The sequence below is a fragment of the Cellulomonas flavigena DSM 20109 genome, from assembly GCF_000092865.1.
GTDB lineage: Bacteria > Actinomycetota > Actinomycetes > Actinomycetales > Cellulomonadaceae > Cellulomonas > Cellulomonas flavigena.
This window is the reverse complement of record NC_014151.1, coordinates 2,387,630-2,407,312: the sequence shown is the minus strand read 5'-3', so window position 1 is coordinate 2,407,312 and position 19,683 is coordinate 2,387,630. Positions and strand designations below refer to the sequence as shown.

20 protein-coding genes, 1 tRNA gene and 1 riboswitch are annotated in these 19,683 nt (G+C 74.7%); of the genes, 13 read left to right on the top strand and 8 right to left on the bottom strand.

Annotated features, from left to right (window positions below; genetic code table 11):
- Positions 1-6: 6 nt before the first annotated feature.
- A riboswitch (cyclic di-GMP riboswitch) is annotated at positions 7-81 on the top strand.
- An 18-nt stretch (positions 82-99) separates the two neighbouring features.
- From CFLA_RS10925 to CFLA_RS10900, 6 genes are all read left to right on the top strand, one after another.
- A complete protein-coding gene (locus tag CFLA_RS10925; protein WP_013117386.1) occupies positions 100-318 on the top strand; it encodes a BldC family transcriptional regulator in 219 nt (72 codons plus the stop codon).
- A gap of 135 nt (positions 319-453) precedes the next feature.
- Entirely contained in the window at positions 454-942 is a 489-nt protein-coding gene (gene def, locus CFLA_RS10920) for a peptide deformylase (RefSeq protein ID WP_013117385.1), read from the top strand.
- A 152-nt stretch (positions 943-1,094) separates the two neighbouring features.
- Positions 1,095-1,595, top strand: a complete 501-nt coding sequence (locus CFLA_RS10915) for a DUF3145 domain-containing protein (protein WP_013117384.1) — start codon at positions 1,095-1,097, stop codon at positions 1,593-1,595.
- Positions 1,596-1,808: 213 nt separating this feature from the next.
- On the top strand, positions 1,809-2,249 hold the full coding sequence (locus CFLA_RS10910) for an FMN-binding domain-containing protein (protein WP_013117383.1): 441 nt from the start codon (positions 1,809-1,811) through the stop codon (positions 2,247-2,249).
- Positions 2,250-2,285: 36 nt separating this feature from the next.
- A complete protein-coding gene (locus tag CFLA_RS10905) occupies positions 2,286-3,857 on the top strand; it encodes an FAD-dependent oxidoreductase (protein ID WP_013117382.1) in 1,572 nt (523 codons plus the stop codon).
- On the top strand, positions 3,844-4,707 hold the full coding sequence (locus tag CFLA_RS10900) for an FAD:protein FMN transferase (protein ID WP_013117381.1): 864 nt from the start codon (positions 3,844-3,846) through the stop codon (positions 4,705-4,707). The genes CFLA_RS10905 and CFLA_RS10900 overlap by 14 nt, the downstream gene beginning before the upstream one ends.
- 27 nt (positions 4,708-4,734) lie before the next feature.
- Here CFLA_RS10900 and CFLA_RS10895 read toward each other — a convergent pair whose 3' ends face one another.
- The 5 genes from CFLA_RS10895 to CFLA_RS10875 form a co-directional block, all read right to left on the bottom strand.
- Entirely contained in the window at positions 4,735-5,979 is a 1,245-nt protein-coding gene (locus tag CFLA_RS10895) for a beta-ketoacyl-[acyl-carrier-protein] synthase family protein (RefSeq protein WP_013117380.1), read from the bottom strand.
- An 85-nt stretch (positions 5,980-6,064) separates the two neighbouring features.
- The gene (locus tag CFLA_RS10890; RefSeq protein WP_013117379.1) at positions 6,065-6,313 is read right to left on the bottom strand and encodes an acyl carrier protein; all 249 of its coding nucleotides are present in this window, start codon (positions 6,311-6,313) and stop codon (positions 6,065-6,067) included.
- An 89-nt stretch (positions 6,314-6,402) separates the two neighbouring features.
- Complete coding sequence (locus tag CFLA_RS10885; protein WP_013117378.1) at positions 6,403-7,407, bottom strand: beta-ketoacyl-ACP synthase III; 1,005 nt, start codon at positions 7,405-7,407, stop codon at positions 6,403-6,405.
- Positions 7,404-8,381, bottom strand: a complete 978-nt coding sequence (locus tag CFLA_RS10880) for an ACP S-malonyltransferase (protein ID WP_013117377.1) — start codon at positions 8,379-8,381, stop codon at positions 7,404-7,406. Before CFLA_RS10880 ends, CFLA_RS10885 begins: the two co-directional genes overlap by 4 nt.
- 122 nt (positions 8,382-8,503) lie before the next feature.
- Positions 8,504-9,730 (bottom strand): PucR family transcriptional regulator, encoded by a 1,227-nt coding sequence (locus CFLA_RS10875; protein WP_013117376.1) that lies wholly within the window; start codon positions 9,728-9,730, stop codon positions 8,504-8,506.
- 443 nt (positions 9,731-10,173) lie between these two features.
- Between CFLA_RS10875 and CFLA_RS20900 the strand changes: the two genes are divergently transcribed.
- Positions 10,174-10,512 (top strand): hypothetical protein, encoded by a 339-nt coding sequence (locus tag CFLA_RS20900; RefSeq protein WP_245530231.1) that lies wholly within the window; start codon positions 10,174-10,176, stop codon positions 10,510-10,512.
- Positions 10,513-10,606: 94 nt separating this feature from the next.
- Here CFLA_RS20900 and aceE read toward each other — a convergent pair whose 3' ends face one another.
- Positions 10,607-13,354, bottom strand: coding sequence for a pyruvate dehydrogenase (acetyl-transferring), homodimeric type (aceE, locus tag CFLA_RS10865; protein WP_013117375.1), 2,748 nt, complete (start codon positions 13,352-13,354; stop codon positions 10,607-10,609).
- A 309-nt stretch (positions 13,355-13,663) separates the two neighbouring features.
- Here aceE and CFLA_RS10860 point away from each other — a divergent pair, with 309 nt between their 5' ends.
- Positions 13,664-14,086 (top strand): DUF3052 domain-containing protein, encoded by a 423-nt coding sequence (locus CFLA_RS10860; RefSeq protein ID WP_013117374.1) that lies wholly within the window; start codon positions 13,664-13,666, stop codon positions 14,084-14,086.
- Positions 14,083-14,547, top strand: coding sequence for a peroxiredoxin (locus CFLA_RS10855; RefSeq protein ID WP_013117373.1), 465 nt, complete (start codon positions 14,083-14,085; stop codon positions 14,545-14,547). Before CFLA_RS10860 ends, CFLA_RS10855 begins: the two co-directional genes overlap by 4 nt.
- 34 nt (positions 14,548-14,581) lie before the next feature.
- Here the strand turns inward: CFLA_RS10855 and CFLA_RS10850 are convergent.
- Positions 14,582-14,655, bottom strand: a tRNA-Val gene (locus CFLA_RS10850).
- Positions 14,656-14,730: 75 nt separating this feature from the next.
- On the opposite strand from CFLA_RS10850, the gene CFLA_RS10845 reads away from it, so the two are divergent.
- From CFLA_RS10845 to CFLA_RS10830, 4 genes are all read left to right on the top strand, one after another.
- The gene (locus CFLA_RS10845; RefSeq protein ID WP_013117372.1) at positions 14,731-15,780 is read left to right on the top strand and encodes a zinc-dependent alcohol dehydrogenase family protein; all 1,050 of its coding nucleotides are present in this window, start codon (positions 14,731-14,733) and stop codon (positions 15,778-15,780) included.
- Positions 15,777-16,964: a Nif3-like dinuclear metal center hexameric protein gene (locus CFLA_RS10840; protein ID WP_013117371.1), complete on the top strand. Its 1,188-nt coding sequence runs from the start codon at positions 15,777-15,779 to the stop codon at positions 16,962-16,964. The genes CFLA_RS10845 and CFLA_RS10840 overlap by 4 nt, the downstream gene beginning before the upstream one ends.
- Complete coding sequence (locus CFLA_RS10835) at positions 16,961-17,695, top strand: zinc ribbon domain-containing protein (protein ID WP_013117370.1); 735 nt, start codon at positions 16,961-16,963, stop codon at positions 17,693-17,695. The genes CFLA_RS10840 and CFLA_RS10835 overlap by 4 nt, the downstream gene beginning before the upstream one ends.
- A gap of 210 nt (positions 17,696-17,905) precedes the next feature.
- Positions 17,906-18,586: a histidine phosphatase family protein gene (locus CFLA_RS10830; protein WP_052302836.1), complete on the top strand. Its 681-nt coding sequence runs from the start codon at positions 17,906-17,908 to the stop codon at positions 18,584-18,586.
- A 79-nt stretch (positions 18,587-18,665) separates the two neighbouring features.
- On the opposite strand, the gene CFLA_RS10825 is transcribed toward CFLA_RS10830, so the two are convergent.
- The gene (locus CFLA_RS10825) at positions 18,666-19,448 is read right to left on the bottom strand and encodes a YaaA family protein (protein WP_013117369.1); all 783 of its coding nucleotides are present in this window, start codon (positions 19,446-19,448) and stop codon (positions 18,666-18,668) included.
- Positions 19,449-19,683 lie beyond the last annotated feature (235 nt).

Here is a 19,683-nt window from a genome sequence, read left to right as displayed (position 1 = left end):
GACGTCAGCGACAAACGGCAAACCCGCCGCAAGGTGGGGACGCAAAGCCACGGGGCCCACGAGGTCAGCCGAGCTACCGAACGACAAGGAGTACAGCCCATGGCTCTTCACACCACCGAGGCCCCCCTCACGCAGGGCGCCCTGCTCACCCCCGGCGAGGTCGCCGTCCTGTTCCGCGTCGACCCGAAGACGGTCACGCGCTGGGCGCAGGCCGGCAAGCTCTCCGCCGTCCGCACCCTGGGTGGGCACCGCCGCTTCCACGAGGCCGAGGTCCGTCAGCTCCTCACGGGCGTCCCGCAGCAGCGCGCCGGGGAGTGAACCCCGCGCCGTCTGCGACGACGCACCCACGACACCGACGCCGGTGGTGACCCTGGTCACCACCGGCGTCGTGCTGCGTGCGCAGGTGCGCGCCGACGGCCGCGGCGGGGGTGCGTGACATGAAAGGATCGGGGCATGGCCCTGCGTGAGATCCGTACCGTCGGCGACCCGGTGCTGCGCACCCCCTGCGACCCCATCACCACGATCGACGAGCGCGTGCGCTCGCTCGTCGAGGACCTCCTCGAGACGGTGGACATGGACGGGCGAGCGGGCCTCGCGGCCAACCAGATCGGCGTGGGCCTGCGGGCGTTCTCCTGGAACATCGACGACGAGATCGGGTACGTGCTCAACCCCGTCATCGTGGAGCTGTCCGAGGACGAGTACCAGGACGGCGACGAGGGCTGCCTGTCGGTGCCCGGCCTGTGGTTCCCGACGCACCGCGCCTGGTACGCGCGCGTCGTCGGTACCGACCTGGACGGCCGTGAGGTCGTCGTCGAGGGAACCGAGCTCATGGCCCGCTGCCTGCAGCACGAGGTCGACCACCTCGACGGGATGCTCTACCTTGACCGGCTGGAGCGTTCGGTGCGCAAGAAGGCGATGCGGGCGATCCGCGAGCAGCTCTGACGCGCCCGCTGCGCGTCCCGCTGGACCTGGGGCGACGTATGGGGCATCCTGTGCCGTGCACGCCGCGTGCGCAGCATCTGTGCTGGTGACGTTCCTGTCGTGGGGCGAGGTCGTTGGGGAAGGCGACCCTCGAGCCCATCCGGGAGGACGACATGGCCGGTGCCATCACCCGCGGTGTACTTTTCGTGCACTCCGCGCCGCGCGCGCTGTGCCCCCACGTCGAGTGGGCGGCAGGCAACGCGCTGGGCGCGCGCGTCAGCCTGGACTGGACACCGCAGCCCGCCGGGCCGACGTTCTACCGCGCCGAGCTCTCGTGGCAGGGCGCGCCGGGCACCGGTGCGCGGCTCGCGTCCGCGCTGCGCGGCTGGGCCCACCTGCGGTACGAGGTGACGGAGGAACCGAGCCCGGGCGTCGACGGGTCGCGCTGGAGCCACACGCCCGAGCTCGGCATCTTCCACGCCGCGACGGACGTGCACGGCAACGTCGTCGTGCCCGAGGACCGGATCCGGGCGGCGCTCGAGCACGCCGCCGACCCCGAGCGGCTGCGCGCCGAGCTCGATCTCGCGCTCGGCCAGGCGTGGGACGACGAGCTCGAGCCGTTCCGGTACGCCGGCGCCGGCGCGCCCGTGCGGTGGCTCCACCGCGTGGGCTGACACCCGGGAGAGTGACGGGCGTGCGCCGTCCGGGTGCACGAGCCGGGATCGGCCTGATCTGAAACGTTCCGCATGGCGGACCCCCGATCGGCACGCCCCGGGGGCGTGGGCTAATGTCCGATTTGCACCGCGGGTCGCCGGGGTGCGTCCAGATCCACCCGGGGGGCCGACGTACCGCGGCGCGGTGCGTCCGACACCTCGCGGAGGACGCCGATGCCACCTCGTCGTCCCTCGGCCGCGCTGCGGCTCTCCGCAGGGCTCGGCGCCGGTCTCGCGCTCACCGGCTGCACCGTCGCGCTGCCGGCCGACGCTCGACCGCCGACGCGTGCGGACAGCGCGCCCGCACCCGCGCAGCCCGCCGCCGACGGCACCTACAGCGGCAGCGCCACCTACGAGACACCCGGGGGACGCCAGCAGATCGACGTCACCGTGGTGCTCACCGACGGGGTGGTCACCGGTGTGCGCGTCGACCCCGCGGCCACCAACGCGACGTCGCGGCGCTTCCAGGAGCGCTTCGCCTCCGCGGTCGTGGACACCGTGGTGGGCCGTCCGCTCGACGAGGTGAGCATCGACCGGCTCGCAGGTTCGTCGTCCACCGGTGCAGGGTTCATGGCGGCGCTCGACGAGGCGGTCCGCGATGCGCCACGGGCCTGACGTGTCCGGCGCGCCGGGCACGACGGCGGTGCGGTGATGGGATGGCTCGACGCGCTGCTCAGCCGCGTGGGCCCGTACCGCACGGGGACGCTCGCGCTGGTCGCCGTGCACGCGGCGGCGGCGCTGGCCGGGTACCTCGGGATGCTCGATCTCGACCCGGTCGCGCTCGCCGCGACGCTCGGGGCCACGACGCTGGGAACACTGCTCACGAGCCTGCCGGGGGCGCTCGTCGACGGCGGGCGCGTGCACGTCGAGTCGTCGCTCATCACGGGGCTGATCCTCGCGCTGCTCGTCTGGCCCGCGCTGACGGTCGACGGGCTGGTCGGCGCCGGCCTCGTGGGTGCCGCGGCGGGGCTGTCGAAGGTGCTCGTGCGCTGGGGTGGCCGCCACCTGCTCAACCCCGCGGCCGCGGGGGCGCTCGTCGCGGGACTCGTGGTGGCCCCCGTCCTCGGGTCGGGTGCGCCGGTCTGGTGGGTCGGCACACCTCTCCTCGCACCCGTCGTCCTCGTCGCGGGCGCGTTCGTGCTCCGGCGCACGGCGACGGGCGCGGTCGCGCTCGCGTACCTCGTCGCGTACCTCGCGGTGACCGTGCCGCGGCTCGTGCAGTCGGGGCAGGAGCCGCTGGCTGCGCTGGTCACCACGCTGGGGTCGCACCCCGCGCTCTTCGTCGCCGGCTTCATGGTCGTCGAGCCCCTGACGCAGGCGCCGCGCCGGTGGGCGCGCGTCGCGGTAGCGCTGCTCGCCGGGGCGGTGGCCGGTGTGCCGTTCGTGCTGGGCCCGCTGTCGACGTCACCGGAGCTCGCGGTCGTCGTCGCCAACCTCGTCACCGCGTTGGTCGCGGCGCCGCGTGCCGTGCGGCTCACCGTCGTCGGGCACGACACGCCCGGCCCCGACACCCACGAGGTGCTCCTGCGCCCGCAGCGGGCGTTGCGCTGGCAGCCCGGCCAGTGGGCGGAGATCGACGTCGGCCGTGCGCGTCCCGACGGTCGCGGGCGGCGCCGCGTGTTCTCGCTCGTCCCCGCGGGTCGGGACGCGGTCGCCGTGGCGTTCGGCGTCCGGGACCGCCCTTCGGCGTTCAAGCGCGCCCTCATGGGGGCGCCCGTCGGCACGACGGTGCGCGCGACGACCGTCGGTGGCGACTTCCTGCTGCCGGACGACCCGCAGCGCCCCGTCGTCCTGGTCGCCGGTGGCATCGGGATCACACCGTTCATCTCGCAGATCGAGCACGCCGGACCGCGCGACATCGTGCTGGTCGTCGTGTGTGCGACCGGCATGCCGCCGCCGTACCTGCGACGCCTGGCGCGCACGCGCGTCCGCGTGGTCGTCGTGTCGCCGGAACCCGTGCCCGCGCTGCCGCCGCGCTGGACGCAGCACCGCGGCACGCGGCTGACGCCCGCCGTGCTCCGGGCGGCGATGCCCGACCTGCCGAAGCGTGTCGCGTACGTCGCCGGCTCGCCGGACCTCGTGCGTCGGGCGCGGGCGGTGCTGCGCGAGGTCGGCGTGCGCAAGGTGCGCACGGACACCTTCGTCGGCTACGGGCGCCGACCGGTGCACCGGTCGGCGCGTGCGCAGGAGCGGGCGCGGGTCGAGGCCGGTGCCGCCCGCTGAGACGCGGTTCGAGGCGATCGGCACGACGTGGTGCCTCGTCACCCCCGCGCCCCTGCCCGACGTCACGCTGGACCGCGTGCGATCGGTCGTCGACGCGTACGACCGGACCTGGTCGCGGTTCCGTGCGGACTCGCTGGTCGCGCGCGTCGCGCGCGAGGGTGGTGCCGTGCGGTTCCCGGACCACGCCGCCGAGCTGCTCGACCTGTACGACGTTCTCGCGGAGCGCACCGGCGGCGCGGTCTCGCCGCTCGTAGGTGCCGCCCTGGAGCGACTGGGCTACGACGCCCGCTACCGGCTCGTGCCGTCCGGTCCGCCGGAGCCCGCCCCCGACCCGCGCGACGTCCTGCGGCGCACCGGCACGACGCTCACCGCGTCGCAGCCCGTCCTCCTCGACGTCGGAGCGGCGGGCAAGGGGCAGCTGGTCGACCTCGTGGCCGCGGAGCTGTGCGCGTGCGGCGTGGGGGAGCACGTGGTCGACGCGGGCGGCGACATGGTCCACCGCGGTCCCGACGTCCTGCGGGTCGGGCTGCAGGTCCCCGGCGACGCGCAGCGTGTCCTCGGCGTCGTCGAGCTGCGCGATGCCGCGCTGTGCGCGTCGGGCGTCGACCGCCGCGCGTGGGGCGACGGCCTGCACCACGTGCTCGACGCCCGCACCGGCGAGCCGACGCGTGACGTCGTCGCGACCTGGGTGGTCGCCGAGCGCGCGATGGTGGCCGACGGGCTGGCGACCGCGCACTTCCTGGCCGACCCGGACGTGCTGCAGGGCGTCGCCGAGCACACGTACGTGCGCCTGCACGCCGACGGCCGGGCGCGGTACGCGCTCGGCCTGCCGGGCGAGGTGTTCACCTGACGCGCGACGGGCTCACCGCGGCGGCCGTCAGACCGAGGTGACCACCAGCGCGACGTTGTGCCCGCCGAAGCCGAACGAGTTGTTGATCGCGGCGACCTGGCCGTCCGGCAGCGCGCGCGGCGTGCCGCGCACGAGGTCGAGCACGAGCTCGGGGTCGGGGTTGTCGACGTTGATCGTCGGCGGGGCCTGCCGCTCGTGCAGCGCCAGCACCGTGAAGATCGTCTCGAGCGCGCCGGCGCCACCCAGCAGATGACCCGTCATCGACTTGGTGGCGGACAGGGCGACGTGGTCGGCGTCGTCCCCGAGCACGCCACGGATCGAGCGGGCCTCGATGAGGTCACCCACGACGGTCGAGGTCGCGTGCGCGTTGACGTGCACGACGTCGGCGGCAGCCACGCCGGAGTCGGCGAGCGCCGAACGCATCGCGCGGATCTGCCCGTCACCCGACGGCTCGGGCGACGTGATGTGGTAGCCGTCGGCCGACAGGCCGAGACCGGCGACGCGCGCGTAGACGCGGGCGCCACGGGCGGCGGCGTGCTCGGCGGACTCCAGGACGACGATGCCCGCGCCCTCGCCGATGACGAAGCCGTCGCGGTCGACGTCGTAGGGGCGCGACGCGCCGGCCGGGTCGTCGTTGCGCAGCGAGAGGGTGCGCGAGGCGGCGAACGCGGCGATCGGCATGGGGTGGATGGTCGCCTCGGTGCCGCCCGCCACGACGACGTCGGCGCGGCCGCTGCGGATCATCTCGACGCCGTAGGCGATCGCCTCGGCGCCGGACGCGCACGCCGAGACGAGCGCGTGCGCACCGGCGCGCGCACCGAGCTCGAGCGACACGTACGCCACGGGCGAGTTGGGCATGAGCATGGGGACCGTCATGGGCAGCACGCGGCGGCCACCCTTCTCCCGCAGCGTGTCCCAGCTGTCGAGGGTGGTCCAGATGCCGCCGATGCCCGAGGACACGACGGCGCCCAGCCGGTCCTTGTCGACCTCGGGGGAGCCCGCGTCGGCCCACGCCTCGCGCGTCGCGATGACCGCGTACTGGGCCGACGGGTCCATGCGCTTGAGCTCGGGGCGGGGGAGCACCTGCGCCGCGGGGACCTTCAGCGTCGCACCGAAGTTCACGGCGATGTCGTAGCGCTCGGCCCAGTCGTTCTCGAAGGGACGGGCGCCGGACTCGCCCGCCAGGGCGGCACGCCACGTGCCGGCGACGTCACCGCCGAGCGGCGTGGTGGCGCCCAGGCCGGTGACGACGACCTCGGGGACGGTGCTCATGGGTTCTCCTCGGTTCAGGCGGGCGGTGCGACGGCCGTGCCGGCCGGCGCACCGCCCGGGTGCACACGGGGTGCGGAGCGCAGGCTCAGGCCTGGGCGCCGGCGATGAAGCTCACGGCGTCGCCGACGGTGGCCAGGTTCTTGACCTCGTCGTCGGGGATGCGGACGTCGAACTTCTCCTCCGCCAGCGTGACGATCGTCATCATCGACAGCGAGTCGATGTCGAGGTCGTCGGTGAAGGACTTCTCGGGCAGGACGGAGTCGGTCGGCAGACCGGTCTCCTCGCTGACGATCTCGGCCAGACCGGCCAGGATCTCCTGCTCGCTGTGCGCCATCGGGTGTCTCCTCGTGTCGGGTGCTGCAAGGACGTGCTGAACGGTACAGGCGCGTCGGGCGCCGACCGTGGGCGGTCAGGCCCGTCGTGTCAGGGAAGGACGACGACCTGCGCGGCGTAGACCAGACCGGCGCCGAAGCCGATCTGCAGGGCGAGCGCACCAGGACCGACCTGGCCCTCGCGCAGCAGGCGCTCGGCGGCCAGAGGGATCGACGCGGCCGACGTGTTGCCGGTGTCGGCGATGTCGCGGCCCACGACGACGGACTCGGGCAGCTTCAGCTGCTTGATCATCTGGTCGATGATCCGCATGTTCGCCTGGTGCGGGATGAACGCCTCGATGTCCTCCGGGCGCACGCCGGCGGCGTCCATGGCCTTCTGCGCGACGGGCGCCATCTGCCACACCGCCCACTTGAAGACGGACTGCCCCTCCTGGCGCAGCGTCGGCCACCCGGCGCCCTCGTCGCGCGTCGCGAGCCACGAGTGCGTCTGGCGGATCGCCTGCGCCTGCCCGCCGTCCGAGCCCCACACGGTCGGACCGATGCCCGGGGTGTCGGACGGGCCGATGACGACCGCACCGGCGCCGTCGCCGAGCAGGAAGGAGATCGAGCGGTCCGTCGGGTCGACGAACTCGCTCATCTTCTCCGCCCCGATCACCAGGACGTGCCGCGCGGTGCCGGCCCGGACGAGCGCGTCGGCCTGGCCGACGCCGTAGCAGTAGCCGGCGCACGCGGCGGAGATGTCGAAGGCGGCGGCGGGCGTCGCACCGATGCGGTCGGCGATGATCGCCGCACCCGCGGGCGTCTGGTGGAAGTACGTGACGGTCGACAGGATGACCGCGTCGATGTCGGCGCCCGTGAGGCCCGCGTCGTCCAGGGCGGCGCGCGCCGCGCCCTCGGCCAGGTCGAGCACGTCGGTGCCCTCGGCCGCGCGGCGACGCGTGACGATGCCGGTGCGCTGGCGGATCCACTCGTCGGACGAGTCGATGGGCCCGACGAGCTCGTCGTTGGGGACGACGCGCTCGCCACGGACGCCGCCGAGGCCGAGGATCCGGGTGTGCGCCGGCCCCGTGGCCTGCGTGAGGGTCGGACGGGTCACGACTGGCTCTCCTGGGGGGTGAGGACGGCGCCGGCGTGCCGCCGGACGAGGTCGCGGGCGGCGTCGAGGTCGGCGGGGGACTTCAGCGCGAGGGTCTCGACGCCGGGCAGGGTGCGACGCGCCAGGCCCGTGAGGACGCCACCGGGGGCCACCTCCAGCAGCGCCGTGACGCCCAGGTCGGCCAGTGCGGCCTGGCACAGGTCCCAGCGCACCGGTCGGGCGACCTGGGCGACGATCCGGGCCAGCGCGTCGGCGCCGTCGGCGACGGCCCGGCCGTCGGCGTTGCCCAGGAGCGTGACGACGGGGTCCCGGGGCGTGAGCGTCGCGGCTGCGGCGGCGAGCTCGTCGACGGCCGGGGCCATGTAGCGCGTGTGGAACGCACCGGCGACCTGCAGCGCGATGACGCGTGCCCGCGCCGGCGGCTCGGCGGACAGCGCCGCGAGCGCGTCGAGCGCACCCGCCGCGACGACCTGGCCGCCGCCGTTGACGTTGGCCGGGACGAGGTCGAGGACCTCGAGGCGGGCCAGCACCTCGTCCGGGTCGCCGCCGAGGACGGCGCTCATGCCCGTGGGGGCCGACGCCGCGGCGCGGGCCATCGCGGTGCCACGGACCGCGACGAGCGCCAGCGCCTCGTCGTCGGTGAGGACACCCGCCGCTGCGGCGGCCGCGAGCTCGCCGACGGAGTGGCCGGCGACGACGTCGAACGCCCGGGGCGCGACGCTCGCGAGGTCCGTGGCAGCGTCGGCGCCGAGCAGCGCACGCAGGCTCGCCAGCGCGGTGGCCACGAGCAGGGGCTGGGCGACCGCCGTGTCGCGGATCGTCTCGGCGTCGGACGTCGTGCCGTGCGCGAGCAGGTCCGACCCGACGACCTCGCTCGCGCGGCGCAGTGCGTCGGCGAAGCCGTCGACCTCGGTCCACGGGGTGAGCATGCCGGGGGACTGGGCACCCTGGCCGGGGCAGGCGACGACGAGCACCCGACAACCATGCCGCCCGGGTGCGCGTCGTCCTGCTCACGGCTCGCACCAACCTCGTCACCCAGTGTTGTCGAACCTGTACAACATGAGCGCGACGGAGCGGGTGCGGGCCCTCGACGTCGTCAGCCGTCGACGGCGTCCAGGCGTCCCACCGCCAGCGCGATCTGCAGGACGTACGACTCGCGCGCGTCGAGCGGGTCCCACCCCGTGACGTCGCACACGCGCCGCAGCCGGTACCGCACCGTGTTGGGGTGCACGTACAGCGTGCGGGCGGCGGCCTCGAGCGAGCGGCCCGCGCCGAGGTACGCCGAGAGCGTGTCGAGCAACGAGCCCTGGCTGGCCGCCAGCGGGGCGTAGGCGCGTTCGACGAGCGCACGGCGCGCGTCCGGGTCGCCGACGAGCACGCGCTCGGGCAGCAGGTCGTCGGCGTGCACGGGGCGTGGCGCCTGCTCCCAGCCGGGTGCCGCGAGCAGACCGGACAGCGCCGCGCGTGCGGAGCGGGTCGCCTCGGCGAGCCCCGCGGCGGTCGGGCCGACCACGACCGGCCCGGGGCCGAACCGCGGCAGCAGGGTCATCGCCGCCGCGCGCAGGTCGCCCTCACCGCCGAGGAAGACGACCAGGCGGTCGCCGAGGATCCCGACCAGGGCGTCGTCGGCGGCCCGGCGGGTGGCGCGCCGCAGGTCGGCGGCCCGTACCTCGTCCATGTGGGCGCCGGCGCGCCCCACCACCACGAGCGTCGACCCGCGCCCGCTCCACCCGAGGGCCGAGACGCGCGAGCGGAGAGCGTCGTCGACGTCGCCGCGCACGAGCGCGTCGACCACGAGCGCCTCCAGGCGCGCGTCCCACGCGCCGCGCACCTCGGCGGCCCGTGCGTAGACCTCGGCGGCGGAGAACGCGACCTCGCGGGAGTAGCGCAGCACGGCCTCGCGCAGCTCGCGCTCGGCACCCGGCGCGGCGAGGCGGTCGGAGTGGGTCTCGACGACGTCGACGACGACGCGGACGAGCTGGAGCGTGTGCTGCAACGAGATCGAGCGCGTCAGCTCCGGCGGCGCGGCGGCGAAGATCTCCCCGACGCCGTGGGGCGGGCGCGTCGGGTCGGCGTACCACGTGACGAACGCCGTGATGCCCGCCTGCGCGACGAGGTTGACCCACGAGCGGTCCTCGGCCGGCAGCGCGCGGTACCACTCGAGGTCCTCGTCGAGCCGCCGCATCGCGGCGGCCGCGAGCAGGCCCGTGCCGTCGCGCACGCGCCGCTGGGTCTCGCTCTGGTCGCCCGTCGCCGCGGTGCCGGGCGTGCGGGTGGCCGGGCGGCGTGCCGTGCGCGCCGGCGTCCTGGGAGGCGTCGCCATCCGGCGAGCATAGAGGCACGTTGTGGGGAGCCCACAAACCCGCGCGACCGCACGAACGGGGCGAAGCGCTTCCGGACAGGTGCGCGCGGGACGAAGCGGATAGGGTCGCGACATGGCTCTTCTGCCCCGCCTGCGCCAGCTGATGCGGCGACCCACCTCGGCCTCCAAGGTCGGGGCGCGTCGCCCGACGACGGCCACCCGGCGCGGCGACACCCTCCACGAGGCTGAGCGACGACCCCAACAACGAGCGCGCGTTCCTGGCGCTCGCGGAGATCGTCCGTCGGCGCGCCGCCGAGCAGGTCCCGGAGGAGGACCCGCTGACGGCGCCCAACGTCGAGCACGAGCGGCAGCACGCCGCCGACCTGGCCGTCTGGTCCCTCGGCGAGGAGCTCGCCGGCAACCCGCGTGCCTGGTACCCGCTCATCGAGGTCGCACGCCTGTCCGTGCGGGACGACCACGAGGGCACGATCCGCCGGCTCACGACCGCGGCCGAGCGCGACTCGTCGGGCCAGGCCCTCGTGCAGGGCCTGGCCCTGCTGTGCGAGGCCGGCCAGCCCGTCGAGGCGCTCAACCTCGGTGTGGGCCACTGGCGCCCGCGCGAGCACGTGCCGGAGGTCGCCCGCGAGCTCGTGCGGGCGGCGATCGCGGCGGAACGCCCGCTGGAGGCCAGGCAGCACCTCGCGTCGCTCGACCTCTACCCGGACCAGGCGGCCGTCGCGCACCTCAAGGACGAGCTCACGCTCGAGATCGCGCAGGCGCAGCAGTCGATCCCCGGCACCTGAGCCGGCGCGGCCGACCGCGTCGCAACCCCGCCCTCACGCACGACGCCCCCCGACCGCCTCGGCGGCCGGGGGGCGTCGCGGCGTCAGCGGCGGCTCAGGAGTCGCCGCCGGTGTTGCCGGACGTGCCGGCCGTGACGTCGTGCAGGCGGTAGCGCTCGATCGCCTGAGCCGGGAGCGAGGCGTCGACCTTGCCCTCGAGGACGAGCTGCTGCAGCACGCGCACCACGGTCGACGGCCCGTCGATCTTGAAGTGGCGCCGAGCGGCGGCGCGCGTGTCGGAGAACCCGAACCCGTCGGCACCCAGGGTCGCGTAGCGGCCCGGGATCCACGCCCGCACCTGGTCGGGCACGAGGTGGTCGTAGTCCGTCGTCGCGACGAACGGCCCCTCGGCCCCCTGGAGCTTGGCCGTGAGGTACGGCGTGCGGGGCGCGTCGCCCGGGTGCAGGAACGCGTGCTGCTCGGCCGCCAGCGCCTCGCGGCGCAGCTCGTTCCAGCTCGTCACCGACCACACCGCGGCGCGCACGCCCCAGTCCTCGGCCAGCAGCTGCTGGGCCTCGAGCGCCCACGGCACCGCCACGCCCGACGCGAGGATCTGGGCACGCGGCCCGTCGCCCTCGGCCGGCGCGAGGAGGTGGATGCCCTTGAGGATGCCCTCGACGTCGACGTCCTGCGGCTCGGCCGGCTGGACCATCGGCTCGTTGTAGACGGTGAGGTAGTAGATGACGTCCTTGTCGCGGCCGTCCTGCCGGTCGCCGAACATCCGCTCGATGCCGTCGCGCACGATGTGCCGGATCTCGTACCCGTACGCCGGGTCGTAGTGCACGACGTGCGACATGGTGCCGGCCAGCAGCGGCGAGTGACCGTCGGCATGCTGCAGACCCTCGCCGGTGAGCGTCGTGCGACCGGCCGTGGCTCCGATGAGGAAGCCCCGCGCCATCTGGTCGCCCGCGGCCCAGAACTGGTCGCCCGTGCGCTGGAAGCCGAACATCGAGTAGTAGAAGTAGAACGGGATCAGCGGCTCGCCGTGCGTCGCGTAGGACGTGCCCACCGCCTGGAACGCGGCCGCGGACCCGGCCTCGTTGATGCCGGTGTGCATGATCTGGCCGGCCTCGGACTCCTTGTAGCTCAGCATGAGCTCGCGGTCCACGGCCATGTAGTTCTGCCCGTTGGTGTTGAAGATCTTCGCGCTCGGGAAGATCGAGTCCAGGCCGAAGGTGCGCGCCTCGTCGGGGATGATCGGCACGAGGCGGTGGCCGAACTCCTTGTCCTTCACGAGGTCCTTGAACAGGCGCACGAGCGCCATCGTGGAGGCGACCTCCTGCGAGCCCGAGCCCTTGGCGAGCCCCTCGTACGCCTTGTCACCGGGCAGCGAGAGCTTGGTGTGCTCGGTGCGCCGCTCGGGGACGAAGCCACCGAGCTGGCGGCGACGCTCGAGCATGTACTGGATGGCCTCGTCCTGCGGGCCGGGGTGGAAGTACGGCGGCAGGTAGGGGTTCGCCTCGAGCTGGTCGTCCTCGATCGGGATGTGCAGCGAGTCGCGCAGCGTCTTGAGCTCGTCGATCTTGAGCTTCTTCATCTGGTGCGTCGCGTTGCGCCCCGCGAAGCCCGAGCCCAGGCCGTAGCCCTTGATCGTGTGGGCGAGGATCACGGTCGGCTGACCGGTGTGCTCACGTGCGGACTTGTACGCCGCGTAGAGCTTGCGGTAGTCGTGTCCGCCGCGCTTGAGCGCCCAGATCTCGTCGTCCGTCATCTTCTCGACGAGCTGCTTGGTGCGCGGGTCACGGCCGAAGAAGTGCTCCCGGATGAACGCGCCGTTCTCCGCGCGGTACGTCTGGAAGTCGCCGTCGGGCGTGGTGTTCATGAGGTGGACCAGCGCGCGGTCCTTGTCGGCGTTGAGCAGGACGTCCCACTCGCGGCCCCAGATGACCTTGATGACGTTCCAGCCGGCGCCACGGAACTGCGCCTCGAGCTCCTGGATGATCTTGCCGTTGCCGCGGACCGGCCCGTCGAGGCGCTGCAGGTTGCAGTTGACGACGAACGTCAGGTTGTCCAGGCCCTGCTGGGCGGCGTGCTGGAGCATGCCGCGCGACTCCGGCTCGTCCATCTCGCCGTCACCGAGGAACGCCCACACGTCCTGCTGGCTCGTGTCCTTGATCCCGCGGTTGTGCAGGTACTTGTTGGTCCACGCCTGGTAGATCGCGGACGCCGGGCCCAGGCCCATCGACACCGTGGGGAACTCCCACAGGTCGGGCGCCAGGCGCGGGTGCGGGTAGGACGGCAGGCCGCCGCCGGGGTGCGACAGCTCCTGGCGGAACCCGTCGAGCTGGTGCTCGCTCAGGCGACCCTCGAGGAACGCGCGGGCGTACACGCCGGGGGAGGCGTGGCCCTGGAAGTAGACCTGGTCGCCGCCGCCCGGGTGGTCCTTGCCGCGGAAGAAGTGGTTCAGGCCCACCTCGGTGAGGGTCGCGACCGACGCGTACGACGAGATGTGCCCGCCCACGGCGACGCCCGGGCGCTGCGCGCGCGTCACCATGACGGCCGCGTTCCAGCGGATCCACGAGCGGTAGCGGCGCTCCATGACCTCGTCGCCGGGGAAGTACGGCTCGTTGTGGACCGCGATCGTGTTGACGTACGGCGTGTTGAGCGAGGCGGGGATCGCGACGTTCCGCTCCCGTGCGTGCCGCAGCAGGCTCATGAGCACGTAGCGGGCACGCGGGCCGCCCTTGTCCTCGATGAGCCCGTCGAGGGACTCGACCCACTCCCCGGTCTCCTCCGGGTCGATGTCGGGGACCTGGCTGAGCAGGCCGCCGATGAGCGGGCCCGTCTCGTCGATGGAAGCCACCGGTGCTCCTTCGCGTCTCGTGCGCGCCCGGCGCCTCGGTCGGGCGCCACGGCACACTCCAGTGCCTGCAGCCGGCCGCCGGCGCACGGGTGCGCGCGGGGAGTCGGTTGCGGGTAGTCGCACCATTCTCGGTCCGTCCGGCCCTGAAAGTCACACCAGCGACCCCTGGGTGGACAGTGACGTCCGTGACACGCCCACCGAACCGCGCCTTGCCAGGGCCCGGGTGCCTGCGGTGGGCTAACGTGTGGCGACATCGACAGGTGGGCCCGCGGACGTGCGGCGCACCGCGGGAGAAGGGAACGGGCCGACGTGTCATCGACCGCGGACGACGCCGCGACGCAGGCGGTAGCCCGCCTCGGCTTCACAGCCGGGCAGGTGATCCAGGAGCTGAACTACGACGACGACGTCGACGAGGCGGTTCGGCAGGGCATCGAGGCCGCCACCGGCACCGAGCTCGTGGACGAGGAGTACGACGACGTCACCGACGGTGCCGTCATCTGGTTCCGCGAGGACGACGGCGACCTCACCGACGCTCTCGTCGACGCCACGAGCGTGCTCGAGGACTCGGGCCCGATCTGGGTGTTCACGCCGAAGTCGGGACGCCCCGGCCACGTGTCGCACTCCGACATCGAGGAGGCGGCGACCACGTCAGGTCTGCACGCCATGACGACGTTCGCGATCGGCCCGGACTGGTCGGCCACGCGCCTGGCGACCCGCGGCCGCGGGAAGTGACCCCACCGGCGCCCGGCTCGCCGGCGCCCGACCTGACGCTGCCCGACACGCACGGCACGCCCGTCACGCTGTCGGGCCTGCGCGGCACGCCGGTCGCGATCGTGTTCGTGCCCTTCGCGTTCTCGGGCACGTGCACGGGGGAGCTGTGCGAGCTGCGGGACAACATCGCGGCGTTCGACGAGGCCGGCGTCCGGCTGCTCGTCGTCTCGTGCGACCCGATGTTCGCCCTGCGTGCGTGGGCCGAGCAGGAGGGCTACACGTTCGACCTGCTGTCGGACTTCTGGCCGCACGGTGCTGCCGCCCGCGCGTACGGCGTGCTCGACGAGACCAGCGGGCACGCGCTGCGCGGGTCCTTCCTCGTCGACGCCGACGGGGTCGTGCGCTGGAGCGTCGTGAACCCGCGCGGCCAGGCGCGCCCGCTCGCGGCGTACCGCCAGGCCCTGGCGGCGCTCACCGCCTGAGGGCGGGGTGCCGGCGCGTGCAGCGCGGGGTGGGTGGGCCCGGCCGGTCTCGAACCGGCGACCTCCGCGGTGTAAGCGCGGCGCTCTGACCAACTGAGCTACAGGCCCCTGCGGTCGGTCAGCCTACCGGCGCGCGGGAGGCGCGGCGGCATCCGGGGCGGTGCCCGCCGTAGGCTGCGGGGCGTGCGAGCCACCGTCATCCACGGCCCCCGCGACGTGCGCGTCGAGCAGGTGCCGGACCCCGTGATCCACCGCCCCACCGATGCCGTCGTTCGGGTCGTCGCGACGTGCGTGTGCGGTTCCGACCTGTGGGGGTACCGCGGCGTGCGGGCCCCGGGCGAGCCGCACCGGATCGGCCACGAGTTCGTCGGCGTGGTCGAGGAGGTCGGGGTCGAGGTGCGGCGCGTGCACGTCGGGGACTTCGTCGTCGCGCCGTTCTCGATCAGCGACAACACGTGCGTGCACTGCCGCCACGGTGTGCACACGTCGTGCGAGCGCGCCGCCTGGTGGGGGTCGCCGGACCACGAGGGGATCTCGTCGGACGCCGCGCAGGGCGAGTACGTGCGCGTCCCGCTCGCCGACGGCACGCTCGTCGTGACGCCTGAGCACCCGGACGCCGCCCTGCTGCCGCACGTCCTCACGCTCACCGACGTGCTCGGCACGGGCCACCACGCGGCGCTGTCCGCGGGCGTGCACGCCGGGTCCACCGTGGCGGTCGTCGGTGACGGTGCCGTCGGGCTCTGCGGCGTCATCGCCGCCCGCCGGCTGGGGGCCGAGAGGATCGTCGCGTTCTCCCGCCACCCGGCGCGCCAGGCGCTCGCCCGGCGCTTCGGCGCGACCGACGTCGTCGCCGAGCGCGGTGACGACGGTGCGGCCGCCGTGCACGACCTGCTCGACGGCGTCGGGCCCGACGCCGTGCTCGAGTGCGTCGGCACCAAGGAGTCGATGGACCAGGCCCTCGCGACCGTGCGTCCCGGCGGGCGCGTGGGGTTCGTGGGCGTCCCCGCCGGCGGCCCCGAGCTGCGGGTGCAGACGATGTTCAGCTCGAACAAGGGTGTCGTCGGTGGGGTGGCGCCGGTGCGCGGGTACATCGAGGGCCTCCTGCCGGACGTGTGGGCCGGGACGATCGAGCCGGGGCTGGTGTTCGACGGCACGTTCGGCCTCGACGACATCGCCGACGCCTACCGTGCGATGGACGAGCGCACGGTGACGAAGGCGTTCGTGCTGCCGTGACCGCCACCCTCGCCGACGTCGTCGCGGCACTCGAGCGCCGGTACCCGCCGCGCACCGCGGAGTCCTGGGACCGCGTCGGGCTCGCCGTCGGCGACCCGGCGGCCCCGGTGCGGCGCGTGCTGCTCGCCGTCGACCCGGTCGCCACGGTCGTCGACGAGGCCGAGGAGTGGGACGCGGACCTGCTGGTCACGCACCACCCGCTGCTGCTGCGCGGCGTGCACTCGGTGGCCGCGACCACGTCCAAGGGGGCGCTCGTGCACCGGCTCGTGCGGGCCGGGTGCGGCCTGTACACCGCGCACACCAACGCCGACTCGGCGCACGGCGGGGTCGCCGAGGCGCTCGCCGACGCGATCGGTCTGACGGCCACCACGCCGTTGGTCGCCGCCGACGCGCCCCCGCTCGACAAGCACGTCGTCATGGTCCCGGCCGCCGACGCGGACCGTCTGGTGGATGCGCTCGCGGCCGTCGGTGCCGGGCACGTCGGCGCCTACGAGCGCTGCGCATGGACGACGACCGGGGAGGGGACGTTCACACCGCTGCCCGGGTCGACCCCGGCGGTCGGCGCGGTCGGGACGCGTGAGACGGTCGCCGAGGCGCGCGTCGAGATGGTCGCCCCGCGGCACCTGCGTGCCCGGGTCGTCGCGGCCCTGCGTGTCGCGCACCCCTACGAGGAGCCCGCGTTCGACGTCCTGGAGCTCGCGTCGCTGCCCGGAGACACGGGCCTGGGACGCGTCGGGACGCTGCCCGCGGCGCTCCGGCTGCGCGACTTCGCCGTCGCCGTCGCGCGCGCCGTGCCCGCCACGGCGCAGGGGGTGCGGTACGCCGGTGACCCGGACATGCCCGTGCGGCGCGTCGCGGTGCTCGGCGGGTCGGGCGACTCGTTGTTCGACGCCGTGCGCGCGGCCGACGTCGACGCGTACGTCACCGCCGACCTGCGTCACCATCCCGCCTCGGAGCAGCAGGAGCACGCGCTGTTCGCGGCCGCCGGGGGACCGCCGCGACCTGCGCTGGTGGACCTCGCACACTCCGCGTCGGAGTGGCTGTGGCTGCCACGCGCCGCGGACGCGCTGCGCGCGGACCTGGCGGCCGCGGGCACTACGGTGGAGACCCGCGTCAGCACGCGCCGCACCGACCCGTGGACGGGTCACGTGCCGCAGACGTCCCCTCCGGAAGGAACCACGTGACGAGCGCTCCCGCCGCCGACCAGCGCCGACTCCTCGACGTCCAGGAGCTCGACACCCGCCTCGCCCAGCTCGCGCACAAGCGGCGCTCGCTGCCGGCGCTCGCGCGGCTCGTCGAGCTCGACGCGCGGCTCGCCGACCTCGACGCCGCGCTCGTCACGTCGCGCACCGCGGCGTCCGACCTGCGCACCGAGCTCGCCAAGGCCGAGGCCGACGTCGAGCAGGTACGCGCCCGTGCCCGCCGCGACCAGCAGCGGCTCGACGCCGGCCAGGTGGGTGCCAAGGACGCGCAGGCGCTGACGAGCGAGCTCGCGAGCCTCGCCACCCGCCAGTCGCACCTGGAGGACGTCGAGCTCGAGGTGATGGAGCGGCTCGAGGCGCACGAGGCCGCGCTGCACGACCTCGAGCAGGCCCAGGGCGCGCTCGTGGCCGACCGGGACGCGGTCGTCGCCGAGCGCGACGCCGGGTACGCCGAGGTCGACGCCGAGGCGGACCGCGTGCGCGCCGAGCGCGAGCACGCTGCCGACGGGCTCGACGTCGGGCTCGTCGCGCTGTACGAGCGGCTGCGAGGACAGCTCGGCGGCAGCGGTGCCGCGGCGCTGCGCGGCAACCGCTGCGAGGGCTGCCGGCTCGAGCTCAACCCGCTCGATCTCGAGGCCATCCGTGCGCGTCCCGCCGACGCCGTCGTGCGGTGCGAGGAGTGCGGTCGGATCCTCGTCCGGCTCACCGACTGAGCCGTCCGTGACGTCGGACCGGCCGCACGCCGCGCGGCCGGGTGGACCGACGGTGCACGACGGGTCGAGACTGCGGGGGTGACCAGCACCTCGACCCCTGACGCCACCGACCACGCTCCCCGCCCCGCCTCGTCCCCTGCGGAGCCGCTCACGGACGTTCCCGTCGACCCGGCAGGCGCCGGGGGTGCGCAGGGTCGCCGTCGCCGCCGCGTGGCTGTGCCCTCCGGCTCGTCGCCGCGGTTCGACGACGAGGAGCCGGTGACCGTCGTCCTGGTCCGGCACGGGCAGACGGCGATGACCGTGTCGCGCGGCTACTCGGGGTCCTCGGAGCCGGGGCCCTCGCTCGACGAGCACGGGCGTCGGCAGGCGGCCGCGGCCGCCACGCTCGTGGAGCGCGTCGGGCGTGACCTGTGGGGCGATGTCGAGTACCCGTCGGAGGTCGTCGCGTCGCCGATGGTGCGCACGCAGGAGACGGCAGGGGTCGTCGCGGCGCGTCTCGGCCTGCCCGTGCGGGTGGACGCCGCGTTCCAGGAGGCCGACTTCGGGCAGTGGCAGGGGCTCACGGCCGACGAGATCGAGGACCGCTGGCCGGGCGCGCTCGAGCCGTGGCACACGTCAGGACGCGTGCGTCCGCCCGACGGGGAGTCGATCGCGGACGTCGGGGACCGGCTGCGCCGCGGTCTGGACAGCCTGCGGGACGGCGGGCCGCGCACGGTGGTCGTGGTGTCCCACGCCGTCGCGATCCGGGCGGCGCTCGGCGTGACGATGGGCGCGGACCCGGGCACGTGGAGCCAGCTGCGCGTCGCGCCGGCGTCGGTGAGCATCGTGCGGCTGTTCGCGGACCGCCGCGACGAGATCGCGGTGGCCGGAGCGCCCAGCGAGGGCTGGTGAGGGGTCCGGCTCGTGACGGCGTGCGGCGGTCGGGGCGCCGGGCGTCCTGGTCGCTCCACGCTCACGCGCGTGGGACCGGTCAGGCGACGACGAGGGAGAGGGTGCGGGGGCCGCGACGGGGGGCCGGAGCCAGCTCCACCGCGAGCAGCGACTCGCCCACCAGGGCGCTCGCGGCGTGCGCGAGCTCGTCCGCGTCGTGCGGCTCACGGCCCCGCCGCGTCACGAGGTGCCGCGTGAGGACGCCGCGTGCGTGCTTGGCGTGGTGCGACACCACCGAGCGGCGGCCGTCGACCTCGCGCAGCACGCGCACGTCCACCCAGTCGGCAGCGGCCGGGGGCGCCCACGCGGCCCGGTAGGTCGCCGACCGGCAGTCGACGACCAGGCGCCCGTCCGCGTCGGCCGCGAGCTCGACGCCCAGCGGCCCGCGCCACGCGGCGGCGAGTGGTCCGATGCCGGGCAGGTGGGTGCCCATCGACAGGCGGTAGGCGGGCACGGCGTCGTCGACCCCCAGCACGCCCCACAGCGCCGAGACGACCCGCACGCTCGCGACCGCCCGGGCGCGCGCGGCCGGCGTCAGCGTGTCGAGACCCGCCGCGCCGTACAGCACGCCCGTGTAGACCGTCGACGCACGCGCGGCGGGCGCGGTGCGCAGACCGACGTTGCGCGCGACCTCGTCGGCGAGCCCGCGCGAGACGCCGAGCACGTCGCACGCGTCGGGGCGTGCGCTCGCGGCGACCAGCGCGTCGAGGACCTTCTCCCGGACCGGCGTCAGACCGGCGTGCGACAGCGCGGCCAGGTCGAGCGGGGGAGCGGTCGCGGGTGCGGGCGTCTTGCCCTCGGAGGGCGGTAGCAGCACGAGCACCGCACGAGGGTACGGCGTGCTCCGCGAGCACGTCGGACGGGCGGCTCCTCCGCACCTGCACGCAGGGCCGCGTCGACGGACGGAGAACGTTGAAAAAGATCGTCGCGGGAGTCGGCACGTCGGCTCTGGCCGACTGCTTGGATGTTCGGCGTCAGCAGTCGTGCTGACGTACCGATCACGGTGGGGGGCAATGATGCGATGGTTCACGCGCGTCCGCGCGTCAAGGGTTCGTCGA